This is a genomic window from Anaerococcus sp. (genome assembly GCF_030825785.1).
Lineage (GTDB): Bacteria > Bacillota > Clostridia > Tissierellales > Peptoniphilaceae > Anaerococcus.
This window is the reverse complement of sequence record NZ_JAPJPG010000015.1, coordinates 17,026-31,393: the sequence shown is the minus strand read 5'-3', so window position 1 is coordinate 31,393 and position 14,368 is coordinate 17,026. Positions and strand designations below refer to the sequence as shown.

General features: G+C 35.0%; 9 protein-coding genes and 1 pseudogene. 5 read left to right on the top strand and 5 right to left on the bottom strand.

Features of this window, described 5'->3' with window-relative positions; translation table 11 throughout:
- Window positions 1-184: 184 nt before the first annotated feature.
- Window positions 185-1,079 (top strand): annotated as a pseudogene (locus RCH56_RS07600) (peptide ABC transporter substrate-binding protein); the annotation flags it as partial.
- Window positions 1,080-1,142: 63 nt separating this feature from the next.
- Here the strand turns inward: RCH56_RS07600 and RCH56_RS03635 are convergent.
- Window positions 1,143-2,099: a DMT family transporter gene (locus RCH56_RS03635; RefSeq protein ID WP_306483637.1), complete on the bottom strand. Its 957-nt coding sequence runs from the start codon at window positions 2,097-2,099 to the stop codon at window positions 1,143-1,145.
- A 220-nt stretch (window positions 2,100-2,319) separates the two neighbouring features.
- On the opposite strand from RCH56_RS03635, the gene RCH56_RS03630 reads away from it, so the two are divergent.
- The 3 genes from RCH56_RS03630 to treC all read left to right on the top strand — a co-directional run bounded on the left by RCH56_RS03630 (window position 2,320) and on the right by treC (window position 6,888).
- Window positions 2,320-3,564: a hypothetical protein gene (locus tag RCH56_RS03630; RefSeq protein ID WP_306483636.1), complete on the top strand. Its 1,245-nt coding sequence runs from the start codon at window positions 2,320-2,322 to the stop codon at window positions 3,562-3,564.
- A gap of 208 nt (window positions 3,565-3,772) precedes the next feature.
- On the top strand, window positions 3,773-5,218 hold the full coding sequence (gene treP / locus RCH56_RS03625) for a PTS system trehalose-specific EIIBC component (RefSeq protein ID WP_306483635.1): 1,446 nt from the start codon (window positions 3,773-3,775) through the stop codon (window positions 5,216-5,218).
- An 8-nt stretch (window positions 5,219-5,226) separates the two neighbouring features.
- On the top strand, window positions 5,227-6,888 hold the full coding sequence (gene treC / locus RCH56_RS03620) for an alpha,alpha-phosphotrehalase (RefSeq protein ID WP_306483634.1): 1,662 nt from the start codon (window positions 5,227-5,229) through the stop codon (window positions 6,886-6,888).
- 59 nt (window positions 6,889-6,947) lie between these two features.
- On the opposite strand, the gene RCH56_RS03615 is transcribed toward treC, so the two are convergent.
- The 4 genes from RCH56_RS03615 to RCH56_RS03600 all read right to left on the bottom strand — a co-directional run bounded on the left by RCH56_RS03615 (window position 6,948) and on the right by RCH56_RS03600 (window position 13,230).
- Window positions 6,948-7,715 (bottom strand): hypothetical protein, encoded by a 768-nt coding sequence (locus tag RCH56_RS03615; RefSeq protein ID WP_306483633.1) that lies wholly within the window; start codon window positions 7,713-7,715, stop codon window positions 6,948-6,950.
- A 2-nt stretch (window positions 7,716-7,717) separates the two neighbouring features.
- Window positions 7,718-8,836 (bottom strand): SPFH domain-containing protein, encoded by a 1,119-nt coding sequence (locus tag RCH56_RS03610; RefSeq protein ID WP_306483632.1) that lies wholly within the window; start codon window positions 8,834-8,836, stop codon window positions 7,718-7,720.
- Window positions 8,837-9,044: 208 nt separating this feature from the next.
- Entirely contained in the window at window positions 9,045-10,202 is a 1,158-nt protein-coding gene (locus RCH56_RS03605; RefSeq protein ID WP_306483631.1) for a sortase, read from the bottom strand.
- Between the two features lie 316 nt (window positions 10,203-10,518).
- The gene (locus tag RCH56_RS03600; RefSeq protein ID WP_306483630.1) at window positions 10,519-13,230 is read right to left on the bottom strand and encodes an ATP-binding cassette domain-containing protein; all 2,712 of its coding nucleotides are present in this window, start codon (window positions 13,228-13,230) and stop codon (window positions 10,519-10,521) included.
- A gap of 79 nt (window positions 13,231-13,309) precedes the next feature.
- On the opposite strand from RCH56_RS03600, the gene RCH56_RS03595 reads away from it, so the two are divergent.
- Window positions 13,310-14,332 carry a hypothetical protein gene (locus tag RCH56_RS03595; protein WP_306483629.1) on the top strand — a complete coding sequence of 341 codons (1,023 nt, stop codon included), beginning with the start codon at window positions 13,310-13,312 and terminating at the stop codon, window positions 14,330-14,332.
- Window positions 14,333-14,368 lie beyond the last annotated feature (36 nt).

Here is a 14,368-nt window from a genome sequence, read left to right as displayed (position 1 = left end):
GAGATGAAGTCCTCAACGAGCCGGACGGGCTAATGCTGAGTCCGAAAAACTAAGCGAAAAGGTCATGAAATTACCTTTGAGAGGATAATATGTTAGGTTAGAAAATCTAAAAAGATTTAATTTATAAATCTAAAGGCAAGCTTTCGGGCTTGTCTTTTTTTGTGCAATTTAATAAAACTTCTATGATGAGCTAAATGCAAACTATAAATCCTATAGATAAGGAGACTTAGACTTTATTAACTCAGTTTTACAAGAGTAAATTCAAGAACTTCTAGAGATAAGAGAATTAAATATTAGACCACATGTGAGAAGATAATTTTATGGTCAATGTTTAAAAAAAAGCATTCAATGATCCAAAAGTTAGAAAAGCCTTCTCTCTAGCTATAGATAGAAACTTCATCGTAGACCAAGTTACAGGCCAAGGCCAAGAGCCAGCTACAGCTTACGTTCCATCTGGAGTATATGATGCTAAGGGAGCTGAAGGAGATGACTTTAGAACTGTTGGCAGAGACTATTACTCTATAAATAACGAAGATTATGAGAAAAAAATCAAAGAAGCTAAAAAACTAATGGAAGAAGCAGGCTACAAAGATGGAGAAGGCTTCCCACAAATCGATTACTTGTACAACACCGACGAAAACCACAAGGCTATAGCAGAAGCCCTACAAAACATGTGACAAGAAAATCTAGGCGTACAAGTTAGCCTACAAAACCAAGACTGGAATGTATTCCTCAAAGAAAGAAAAGAAGGAAACTACAATATAGCAAGACTCGGTTGGATAGTAGATTACAACGATCCTATGAGCTTTATAGATATGTGGCTAACAGATGGCGGAAATAACGATTCCCAATACAAGAGCGAAGAGTTCGACAGGTGCGTAAAAGCTGCCAAGGCTACATCAGATCCAGACGAAAGAATGGAAAATATGCACAAGGCTGAAGATATTCTTATAGGAGAAGATAACGTAGTTAAACCATTGTACTTCTACAATAACTCTTATATGATAAAACCAAACATCAAAGGCCTATACTACACACCACTAGGATACTTCTTCTACAAAGGTTCAGAAGGATTCTAAGATAAACAGTTTTCCCTCCAAAAACTGCCCTGCAGGATAATCCCACAGGGCAGTTTTACTTTGCTAATTTTTATCTTTAGTTTTTTCTTCTTCTTCCTTTTTCCCGAAGATAAAGGAAAGTTTAGTTTCTGAAATTATAATCGCTATAAAGATCATTACAAAACCGATAATTGAATTAGTAGTTAATTTTTCTATTCCAAGCATTACAGGAATTAGAATACCAAATACTGATTCAAAACCTAGTATGATAGCTGCTGATGATTCATCTGTGTATTTTTGACCTACATTTTGTAGAAGTAGGGCAACAGTTGTACAGAAAATCGCAAGATAAGCAAGCTCTAGGTAAGGTCCATTGCCATTAACAACGATATTTGAGTTATCTTCCATAGTGAATGTCACTATTGCTGCAATAATCGCTGCAGAAGTGAATTGGAAGATTGTCATAAGTATAGGATCTTTTCCTTCAGATAAGACACTTACAGCTACGATGTGGGCAGCAAATAGGAAACCACTGAGTAGGGCAAGGCCATCTCCAAGAAGCATTTCCTTATCAGCATCGAAGATTGATGTTCCAGGTTCTACTCCAGATTTGGATATAAAATAAATACCTATTACTGCGATAATCGCTGCAGCAATGTTAAACTTATCTGGTCTATCCTTAGTTACAGCCCAGGCCAGAAATGGAACTATTACACAATATGATGCTGAAAGGAAGGCACTCCTACCAGGATCTGCGTAAGTTACTCCCAGAGTCTGTGATGAATAAGCCATAAAGAGGAAGATTCCTATAATAAGACCAATCTTAATATCATGCTTACTAGCTTCTCTAATTTTCTTGTTAAATATTATAGCAAGAATTATTGCTGACAAACCGAACCTTACCATCAAAATAAAGTTTGGATTAAAGGTATCAGATGATTGCTTTACTACTGTTAGGGAAGAACCCCAAAGGATGGCCGTTATCAAAAGGCCTAACTTAGCCAGTAGGTCAATCTTCTTACTTTTCTTTTGTTTTTCCATTTTTTCTCCTTCGTCTCTTAGTGCGAATTATCATTTACTTTATATGTATACCCGAATATTTGCATTTTGCATAAAAAATCTTAAATGAAATTAAAAAATTACAAAATTTATCAACATTTGAATGAAATAGTGAAGTAGATATAAAAAATAATTAAACTTATATAAGTATTTATATTTGAATAGTAAACAAAAAACAGTATCATAGTAAAGCGGAGGAATTATGAATAAAAAAATTATAAGAATAATGCTAGCCTATGTAGGAGTAATCACAGGAGCAGGACTCGCATCAGGCCAAGAGCTTATGCAGTATTTTGTTTCTATGGGTATACCTGGCATAGTCGGGGTAGTAGTGCTCGCATTTTTACATATGTTAATAGGAGGACTTTTACTTCAACTAGGCAGCCATTATTTAGCAAATGACCATTCGGAAGTTTTTGATGAGATTACCAATAAATTCATCAGTAAATTTATGGACTTATCTTTGATATTTACTTGTTTTGTAATAGGATTTGTGATGATTGCAGGAGCAGGTTCAAACTTAAACCAGGCCTTTGGCACACCTAACTGGTTGGGAGCTGTAATTTGCGCCCTATTGATTATAGTTGTAGGTATGCTAGATTTTGAGAGGGTTAGTCAGATTATAGGATCTTTTACTCCTTTAATCCTAGTCTTTACGCTAATCGCTTCGATCTATACCTTTACCCATCACACACCTGACTGGAAAAGCCTTGACCTTGTTGCAAGGGCTCTACCAGCTAACTTCTCAAGTGTTACTCTTTCCCTATTCAACTATTTTGGTATGTCGATTATGACAGCGGTGTCTATGGCCCTAGTTTTGGGTGGAGATGAACTTAATACAGGAGAAGCTGGTATAGGAGGTCTTATTGGAGGTCTTCTAGTTGGAATATTGGGTATACTTATTGTTCTTACTTTGTTTATTAGGGTAAATGAAGTAAAAGATTTAGATATACCAATGCTCTATGTAATAGAAGATATAAGTCCAATCCTTGGCACTGTCATGGCACTTGTCATATTTGGCATGATATTTAACACAGGGATTTCTCTTTTCTATGCCTTAGCACGTAGATTTTCCGGAGGAGAGGAGAGGAAGTTTAAAATCCTTCTCGTAACTATAACACTTGCTGGGTTTATCTTAAGCTTTGGCGGCTTCAAAAAGCTTGTATCAGTATTTTATCCAATCATAGGTTATGCTGGTATTATCATGTTAGTGGTTTTAGTTTTCGCTTATCATAAGGAGAGAACTTCTATCAAGTACGAAAACATAAGAAGATTTGCCATCAATCATTATATGAGAAGGAAACTCGATGATGATTTGGATTACACAAAAGAAGATAAGGAAAAACTCAAAAGACTAATAGAAAGAAGTCATATAGATAATGAGGATATGATAGAAAAATCTGAAGAAGCCGTCCAAGAAATCTTGGACGAAGAAAATGAAGAATAAGAAATTATAATTTAACTATTGAGGAAGCTGTAATAGAAGATAGCTTTCTCTTTTTTGATTAGTAATTATTCTAATCGCTTATAATTATTTATTTGCTTTATCTATGATAAATCAATGATTTAAAATAAGTTTTTAATTTGTATGTAAGGATAAATTATTTCGATAAATATGGGTATAAGTACTATATAAAATATTATAAGGAGGACTTATGGGAAAATATACAGATGATACAAAGCTCTTGCATCAATATGTTGGAGGAGATAGCAATATCTCGTCAGTTACGCATTGCGTTACCAGGATGCGTTTTGTACTAAATGATCCAAAGAAGGCGGATATAGAAAAAATCGAAGATCTAGCTTCAGTTAAAGGATCTTTCACCCAGGCTGGTCAATTCCAGGTTATTATTGGAAATGATGTAGATGAGTTTTATAAGGACTTTATGGCAATATCACACGCCACAGAAAAGAGTAAGGATGAAGTGAAAAAGGATGCTGTGAAAAACCAGAACGCCCTACAAAGGGTATCTTCAGTTCTTGCTGAAATCTTTGCTCCATTAATTCCAGCTATCATAGTAGGTGGTCTGCTTTTAGGTTTTAGAAATATCCTTGGAGAGATGCCTTTTGATAGTCTTGGAGGAAAGACCATTGTAGAGACTTCTGTCTTTTGGAATGGAGTAAATGACTTCTTGTGGCTTATATGTGAAGCAATCTTCCATTACTTGCCAGTAGGAATTACCTGGTCTATCACAAGGAAGATGGGTACAACCCAAATTCTAGGAATTGTCCTAGGTATTTGTTTGATTTCACCTAATCTACTTGCCAATGCTTACTCAATAGCAGGTGGTGGGGAGGTTCCAGTTTGGGACTTTGGATTTTTCACTATAGAAAGAATTGGCTACCAGGCCCAAGTAATCCCAGCTATGCTTGCAGGATTCCTCTTGGTTTATCTTGAAAGATTCTTCAAAAAGGTCATCCCTCAAGCAATATCAATGATTTTTGTTCCCCTATTTTCACTCATACCAACAGTGCTTCTAGCTCACTTAGTCCTAGGTCCTATTGGTTGGAAGATAGGTTCACTAATCTCTGCTGGAGTATATAATGGATTGACTTCAGCCTTTAACTGGTTATTTGCGGCAGTATTTGGTTTCTTCTATGCGCCACTTGTTATTACAGGACTTCACCATATGACAAATGCAATCGACCTTCAGCTTGCAAATGACTTCGGTGGAACAATCCTTTGGCCAATGATTGCCCTATCAAACATTGCCCAAGCCTCAGCAGTAGTAGCTATAATCTACCTACACAGAAAGGATGAGAAGGAGAAACAAATCTCAGTTCCAGCAGCAATTTCTGCCTATCTTGGAGTTACAGAACCTGCCCTTTTTGGTATCAATATCAAATACGGCTTCCCTTTTATAGCGGGAATGATTGGATCTGCCCTTGCAGCGGTATTTTCTGTATCAACTTCAACCATGGCTTACAACATCGGTATAGGTGGACTTCCTGGAATTCTTTCAATAATGGGAGGATCTAGGTTAAACTTCGGCATAGCAATGGCAATTGCTGTATTTGTCCCTGTAGTACTCACTGTAGTATTTGAAAAGAAGAATATGTTTCATAACAAGATAGAATTTAAGACACCAAGTTTTAGCTAGGAGGTTAAATGAATTTAGGAAAACAAGTAATCTACCAGGCCTATCCCAGAAGCTTTAAGGATACGTCAGGAAATGGTATAGGAGACCTTAAGGGTATTAGTCAAAAGGTAGATTATCTAAGAGAGCTTGGAGTAGATATGGTTTGGCTTAATCCTTTCTTTATCTCTCCACAAAATGACAACGGCTACGACATAGCAGATTATTACCATGTAGACCCTGCCTTTGGGACTGATGAGGACCTTGATAATCTCATCGCAGAGTTTGACAAGGCAAATATTAAGTTAATGTTTGATATGGTCCTAAACCACACATCGACGGAGCATGAGTGGTTCAAGAAGGCCATAGCAGGTGATGAAAAATATCAAAGCTTCTATTATATAAGAGATGGTAAGGACGGGTCATATCCTACAAATTGGCAGTCCAAATTCGGTGGACCTGCTTGGAATGAGTTTGGAGATAGTGGAAAATACTATCTCTGCCTCTACGATAAGACCCAGGCTGATCTTAATTGGCACAATCCTGATCTTAGAGAAGAGCTTTATAAGATTGTAAATTATTGGATTGATAAGGGAATCGGAGGATTTAGATTTGACGTCTTAAATGTAATAGGGAAAAGCCAAATCTTAGAAGACTCTTCAGGAGATATAGGCGAGGAGAAAAAGCTCTACACAGATACCCCTATAGTTCATAGGCGGATAAGAGAGCTTAACAAGCACACTTTCGGAAAGAATCCCGAGATAATTACAGTAGGAGAGATGAGCTCAACTGATATAGAGAATTCTTCTATGTACTCAGCTGCCCAAGGCGATGAGCTTTCCATGATTTTTAGCTTCCACCATCTTAAGGTAGACTACAAGGATGGGGACAAGTGGACTGACATGGACTTTGATTTTATGAAATTAAAGGAAATCCTAAACAATTGGCAGAGGGGCCTCCAAGATGGGGGAGGTTGGAATGCTCTTTTCTGGAACAATCACGACCAGCCAAGGGCCAACAATAGATTTGGAGATGTTAAAAATTATCCAAAAGAAACAGCTACTATGCTTGCCCAAACCATCCACATGATGAGAGGAACCCCTTATCTCTACCAGGGAGAAGAAATCGGAATGACTGACCCTGACTTTTCTTCAATTGATGAGTACAAGGATATTGAAAGCATCAATGCCTACAAGGACTTATTAGAAAAAGGTAAAAGTTCCGATGAAGCTATAAATATTATCAAGAAAAAATCTAGAGACAATTCTAGAACTCCTATGCAATGGGACGGATCAGAAAATGCAGGATTTACGACAGGGACTCCTTGGATAGGGGTAAATGATGATTATGAAGAAATAAATGCAGAAAAGGCCCTAGAGGATAAGGATTCAATATTCTATTATTACAAGAAGCTAATAGAACTTAGAAAAGAAGAGTCTATAATTTCCGATGGTCTCTACTTCCCAATCCTTGAAGATGATCCTCATATCTTCGCCTATGTCAGAGAGTATGAGGGAGAAGTTTTAATAAATATGAATAACTTCTCAGGAGATGAAGTTACAGTCGACCTTGAAAAAATCCTAGATAATTATGATAAATTCGAATATTTCTTAGGAAATTATGCAGAAAGAAAAGTAGACAAAAAAATAAGGCTAAGCCCTTACGAAAGCCTTGCCTTTATAAAAAGAAGCTAGAAAATCACTTTCAAAATCTAGCCCCTCTTAGCAAGATTTTGCTCGAGGGGCTAAATTTATTATTTAAGGGGAGATCCACAAAATTGGCATATGTATTTATCATCTTTTACTTCATTAACTCCACCACAATATTTACACTCGATTATTTCTGAGTCAGTACTTTTATCAGCATCACTATATACAGAGCCTTCAATTAAAGGAGTGTGTATTATTTTTTTATCATAATCAATGTAAGTCGCTTCTAAAATATTGACATCGATTAGGTATTGCAATTCAGAACTTGCAATCTCGTAACTAGTATTAGAAGCAGCGGCAATGTCTTTGATATAAGGAGTTTTCCTATCTTTAATTATATCTATATATTTTTTGGCGAGACTAATTATATCAGCCTTATTTTTGTTAAGGGAGATTAATAAAAAACCTGCCGAAATAAATAAGAAACTGAAGAAAATTGATGAAAAAGTAAATTGGGAGAGACTTCCTAATAGATAAAGTCCTCCAAAAACCATTAGTCCTACGCCAAGATTTTTCCTTTTTTTGATAACCTTAGCCATCTTATCGAGCTTATCTTGGATTATTCTTTGATGAGTAGGCTCGTTTTTTATAAGGTCTTGGTCTATTTTATAAGAATCGACCCTTCTATCCTTAGCTTCTTCACCATCCCTATAGTAATAATTATAAGTATTGCTAACGACATACTTATCAAAATTATCCTTAATTTTCTTTTTAGAAGTTAGTTTCTTAAAAATTAGGTAAAAACCAACTGGATAGAAGATTATTAACCAGATTGTTATTTTTAGCCATGAGATTTCTTTATTTCTTGCCATAATTATAGTCCTAATATTTCCCTTTTCTTTAGGGTAAATTCTTCTTCTGTGAGTATGCCGCTATCTAGTAATTTCTTAAGCTTGGTGAGTGTTTCTATTTGCTCATCAATAGATAAGGATATATTCTTTGAAGAATTTTCTTCCCTCCTATTTTCTCCTTGATTAAAAACATCATTCATGGCAAAAACCATGCCAGCTCCATCGCCTAGGCCATGATCTTTAATGCCTTCTGCGATTTTTTGCTTGTATCTAATATCTGCGCTAGTTTGAGATATATTTTCATAAGAGAGCATATCCATCCTATTTTCAGAGAACTTATTTATCAAAAGCTTGGATTTTTCAGAAAAATCTATGCTATCAATTCCAATATTTACTAATTCAAATCCGAATCTTTTAAGCCAAGAACCAGCATAAGATTCATCTTTAAGGATGAGATTTACAACATCCTTTGCCTTGGATGGAAGTTCTGATACCCTAAATTCTTTGGAAAATAAATTAATGCTAGATGTAAAAGATTGTAAGAACTCGGAATTAATTTGACTTCTAGCATTAAAATCTCCAAAACTAAAGGAAGAAGCATTGGCAGGAAGGAAGTCATATATAAAAGTAGCTGGGTCATTGATTTTTATCGAATAACTTCCCCTAGCTATAACCTCCAGGTCAACTCCATAGAAAATGTCATTGTAAATAATAGGAGTCCTGGTTCCAAATTTTATATTTCTAATTTCTCTTAGATTGAGAAAGGCGATTTGTGAAGTGTTGGGATTAGTTCCTCCAAAAGAAATCCTATCGCTAAGTTGGCCTAAAATTGAAGAAGCGATTCCGTCCTTATTAAAGATGGACTTTTGCCCTCCTTCGTAAATATAGGCACCAGGTTCTGCGATAACCTCTTCTATACTACCATTTGTAAATATAAAGGCGCAAGTATTTGAGGGAACAAGAATTTTTGATCCGATTGTTAAATAGCCAACATCTTTTTTGTAGTTTTTATCACCGCCATAGAGGATATAACCAGGACTAACAGCGCAATCTTCTTCAAACTCACCTACTGTTACGAGCTCCTTCCATTGGCTAGTCATCGTTTCACTAACAGATCCTTTTATAACTTGTACTATTCCCATATTGCCTCCTTATTTATCTCATATATAAATTATAGCAAAATAAAATACTAATCCCTAACAAAACCACTTACTACACTAAGCAAGTCTAAAAAAATTATGGCGAGCCTTCTAGCAAAAATAGAAAACTCGCCCTTAGCTTTAATTATTATTAAATTATTTGAAAAATGCCCATAATCTTTAAGTCCTTATAAATTATAGGAACTTAAATTTATTTTTTTCTCTTTATAGAAAGGAAGGCTAAAGAGCTTGCGAATAAAGTGGAAACAAGCCCTAATGAAGACTCAACTCCTGTTTTGGAATTAGGAGCTGCTTGTTTATCTTCCTTCTTTTCTTGTTTCTTCGCATAGTTTTTATCCTTTGCAGCTGTTTTATCCTTAATAGAATCTTTATCCTTAATAGAATCTTTATCCTTAATAGAATCTTTATCCTTTATAGTTGTTTTATCCTTATTTTCAGTCTTATCTCCTTGCTTTGGACTTTCATTTATGGCAAAAACTAAATCTCCATTTTCAAAAAATGTTCCATCGGCAAGTTTTTTGAGGACTATAGGCTTGATAAACTTAGTATTTTCAGGCATATTAAGGATTTCTACTACATAACCGCCGTCAACTTCTGTAATCTTATAATCAGCTTCAGGAAGTTTTTGTTTATTGTATTTTGGTGTAGAAGAGCTAATCCCATCTACCTTGACTGCCTCGTAATCTTCATCAGTTACATAATTCAGTTTGATAAATTGATTTTTATTTTCACTAGCCTTCTTTAGTCCTTTTAGACTAGATTTGATAAATATCTTATTATCGTTAAGTGATGAATAATTTTTATTGTTGTGTGGGTTTGTCTTTGTTCTTTGACCAAGAACTTCAAAGTCAACCAAGGCCTTGTGGGTTAAGTCCCTGAGAAGTCCTTGTTTTTTTCCATTTACTTTCTTAAAAGGAATTTTTTCAATTTCACTAAGCTTTTCTTGATCGATATTATTATCTTCAAGCAAGTCCCTTGATCTCTTTAAAGCATTTTTAAGCTCTTGTCTGCTATCTCCTTCAAACTTTATTGAAGGATTGTCAATAGCAGCTTCATCTAAACCATCAAGGTAGGCCTTGAGTTCTTCTTTGGCCTTTTTTACTCTTTCATCATCCACAGTTTCCTTTGTTGAAGAAGCCATATCGGCACTTTCACTTGAGTCGGTTTGAGGAGCTTTATTCTCATCGACTTTGCTTTCAACCTTATCCTTGTCAATTTCATCTAGGACTTTTTCTACTTCATCTATGTTAATAGATTCATCTGCCTTGCTTGTTGGAGCACTTAAACTCATGAAATTAACAGCCAATAACAAGGCTAGGGATAAGCTTACTTTTTTACTTATTTTCATATTTCCTCCTTTACTAATTAGACCTGTGACAAAAGTTTTTATATTTATTTAAAAAAAACTAAAAATAAAATGACAGATATTGTACACCAGTCATACATTAGTTAAGTATAGTATAATAAAAAAACAAGGACTTGTCAATAATGATAATCTCTTTCAACTGTTTTGTTTTTAAGATAGTCTTATTTAGAAAAATATAAATCTATTATATTACTTATAACAAAATAATGGCTAAATTAAAATAATGCCTATAAGATACAGATAAAAAACCGCCAAATCAATTGACCTGACGGTAATTATCATTTAATTATTAAGAAAGTTACTCGGCTGATAAGGCCTTTACTGGGTCTTTTTTAGCTGCAATACTTGATGGGATAATTCCTGCGATTAGGGTAAGTCCTACAGAAATTAATACCAGTATTAATCCTGCCTTGGCTGGGAGAAAGGCTCTAATTTCTTCTATCCCACTCATATTTTGGATTAGGCTTGATAGGGGGATATTTATTAGCATTGTCGCTCCTATTCCTATCAGTCCTGACAAGAGACCTATTATAAAGGTTTCTGATAGGAAGACTTTTCTTATATCCTTCTTGCTTGCACCGATTGATCTTAAGATTCCAATTTCTTTTACTCTTTCAAGAACAGAAATGTAGGTGATTATTCCAATCATTATAGACGATACCACAAGACTTACTCCAACAAAGGCTATCAAAAGATAGGAGATGGCAGAGATTATTTGAGTAATCGATGACGAAATTAGGCCTATATAGTCTGTGTAAGCAATCTTCTCATTTTCGCCCTTACCCTCGTTATATTCTTTGATGAAGTCCTTGATCTTGTCTCTATTTTCAAAGTTTTCTACATAGATTGAGATGTTTGATGGGGCATCTTTGGATACTAGGCCGAACTTTTCTAAGTTCTTGCTGTAAGTCGCATCTCTTAGGAACTCATCGTATATGTCGAGGTAGAGATTTTTGTCGTTTTTATCAATTACGTAGTCTATTAGAGCCCTATTGTTATTTTTATTATCTTGATTTTCTGCTAAGGCCATAGGGTTCTTGCTTTGAATTTCTTTAGTCTTTTCACTTAGCTCATCCATAAGCTCAGGTTTATTTCTCATTAGATAGGTGTTTACCTTCATTTCTTCCTTAGTGTCGAGATTTTCTAGGAAGGATTTTCCTATATTTTGTTTCTCCTCAGGGCTTGCTGCCTTGAAAGGAAGGTTATTCAAGATGTTCTTATCTTTATTCGCAAGCTGGGCCTTGGCTATTTCTGAATCTTCTACATGCTTTATAAGAAGGTCTGTAAGATCTCTGGAATAGGCTAGGGGAGAGTCTATGATTTGATTGTCATCGTTGGTCTTTTTTCTTGCTATTCCTACGATTTTGGCACTTATTGCTTTATCAATTAGATCGTTTTTCTTAGCTTCATCGTCACTTATGTCTATGAAAGAATCTCCCGATTTCTCATAATAGTCTGATCCTGTAAGAATCTTGTATTCATGACCTATGATATCTTTTGGGTTAAGCCTTTTTTCTTTAAGGTCGATTTTTTCCTTGTTATCAAGTTTTGCTAGGATATCCTTGTAGTCCTTGCTAGGTAAAAGTCCTATTTCATAGAGGGTTTGGGTCATGATTTCGTTGTTATAGTCTGTAAAAAGTACTAAGTCTGTTGCCTCTTTTGGCCAAGTCCCTTCTATTATTTCATAATCATCTGTGATCATCTTTGAAACTTGTCCGTTTTCTCCACTTATAAGCTCGGTGAAGTTCTTGTTTGATGATTGGGGCTTAAGGAGATTGGCCATAAAATTATCTTGCCTTTCCTCGAATTCCGATCCGTCTGTATTAATTAAATCTCCATTTGTATCCTTGGTAAAGATATCAAAGTTTGTATCGTAAGAATAGGTAACGAAGTTGCCTCCGATTTCCTCAGTTAGTTTTTTCTTATTATCTTCCATGTATTTTTTGAAGGGAGTGAGGTTGTTTTCGCTGTAGGATGCGGAAAGTTCGTTTCTTCTTTTAAGAATCATATTGTTTGAAATAACGTCCTTAGTAGAATTTGCCTTATCTTCCTTTTCCGGAGGAGTTAGGATATTTTCAAGATTTAAGGATTCCTTCTGAATCTGGATTGGATATGACTTTAGGGCGTTTCTCTGACTTTCTGCTATAAAGTCATCTGCTCCTTTTGATATTGATATTATTAGGGCAATGCCAATAATTCCAATAGATCCCGCAAAGGCAGTTAGTATTGTCCTTGCCTTTTTAGTTAGGAGATTGTTGAAGGAGAGGTTAAGGGCTTGTTTTATTCCTAAATTTAACCTTTTAGTCTTAAAATTTTCTTCATCAGTTTTTTCCTCATAAGGGTCCGAATCATCAAAGATTACTCCGTCACGGATTTTGACAATCCTTGTAGAGTATTTTTCGGCAAGTTCTGGGTTATGTGTTACCATTATGACCAGCCTGTCCTTAGCTATTTCTTTTAATAGATCCATAATTTGCTTGGATGTATTGGTATCGAGGGCTCCTGTTGGTTCGTCAGCAAGGACGATTTCTGGATTGTTTACCAAAGCACGGGCTATGGCAACTCTTTGCATCTGTCCGCCAGACAGTTCGGCTGGTTTCTTGTAGATATGATCTTTAAGCCCTACCTTATCGAGGGCTTCTATGGCTCGCTTTTTCCTATCTTCCTTCTTCACTCCAGAAAGGGTTAGGGCAAGTTCAACATTTGAAAGGATATTTTGATGGTTTATTAGATTGTAGGATTGGAAGATAAAACCAACCGAAACATTTCTATAATAATCCCAATCAGAATCCTTGAAGTTTTTGGTAGACTTACCATCTATCAAGAGGTCTCCTGAAGTGTACTTATCTAGACCTCCTATGATATTGAGAAGGGTTGTCTTTCCACCACCGCTTCTTCCTAAAATGGAGACGAATTCGTTTTTCCTAAAGGAAATCGAAACATCATCTAAGGCCTTCTGTTCGAAGTCGCCTGTCTTATATACTTTTGTAATATTTTTAAGTTCTAACATATTTCCTCATTTCTATAGCAATATTTATACCTTAATTGTAAAGACCTTCAAATTAATGTACACTAAGTATTGAAAGATTATGACAGATACTAGTGACTTATTTATATATAAAGAAAATTCAATAGAAGAAATAAGGGCCAATATTCCTTTTTACAAGAAGTTAGGGATTAATTTCTTGGCAATCGATATGGGAGAAGCTATAAATGATCTTTATTTAAGAGAGGTCTTTTCCTTAAATGAATCCTTGAATAAGGAGGGATTAGGTCTCATGCTAAGACTTGATTTATTAAAATTAACCCAAAATCTCCTCGATTCGAAAGTAGATAAAATAACTTGGAAAAACACCAAGGTCAAAAGGGCTGGGATTTCTTTTTTGAATTTCCTTGTTAAAAGAGGTATATCTGCCTTTGATTTTGTGAATTTATCAAGCTTAGTCGATGATGAATTTATCTTAGATGATATAAGAGAAATTAATAAAAATGTCCGCCACTTAAATGAAGATGTGATTACTACAGGCCTAATAGATAGGACTAAGATATTTAAGTACTTAACTTCTACTGGAAGGACTGACTTTTCTTTCGTCCAAGCTAGGATAGATTATCTTAAGATAGAAGATTTAAATTCTTTTTATGAAATAAGTCCCATCTTTGCTAATACTTGGGATAATTTCTCAAATAAATTCTCAAAAAATTTTGCTTACTTTAGCATAAGTCAGAAAATATCTAATATCCTAGCCCTCAAAGGACCCGTTTATTTAGAAAGCGATGATATAGATTTTGAAATGGAGGGACCACTTTATAAGCTTACTTCCTATATAGAAAATCTTTCTAGGATAAGAGAAGAAAACAAGTCTTTGAGACAAGGAGATTTCCTTGAGATTTTTAAGAAAGACAAGGATATCTTTTCCTATATTAGAAAATACAAAAATGAGAAGACTCTTATAATCAATAATCTAAGTCAAAAGGAATTTCTCCTTCCTATTAGTATGTATCTGGCAGATTACTCTTCCTATAAGCTTCTCTTGGGAAACTATGGCCAAAGATCTATGGTCGCAAATCTTTTAGTCAGGCCTTTTGAAACGTTGATTTTTATAAAAAAATAAATTAGCCTTTAAATTTCCTAGCAAAAACATATGATA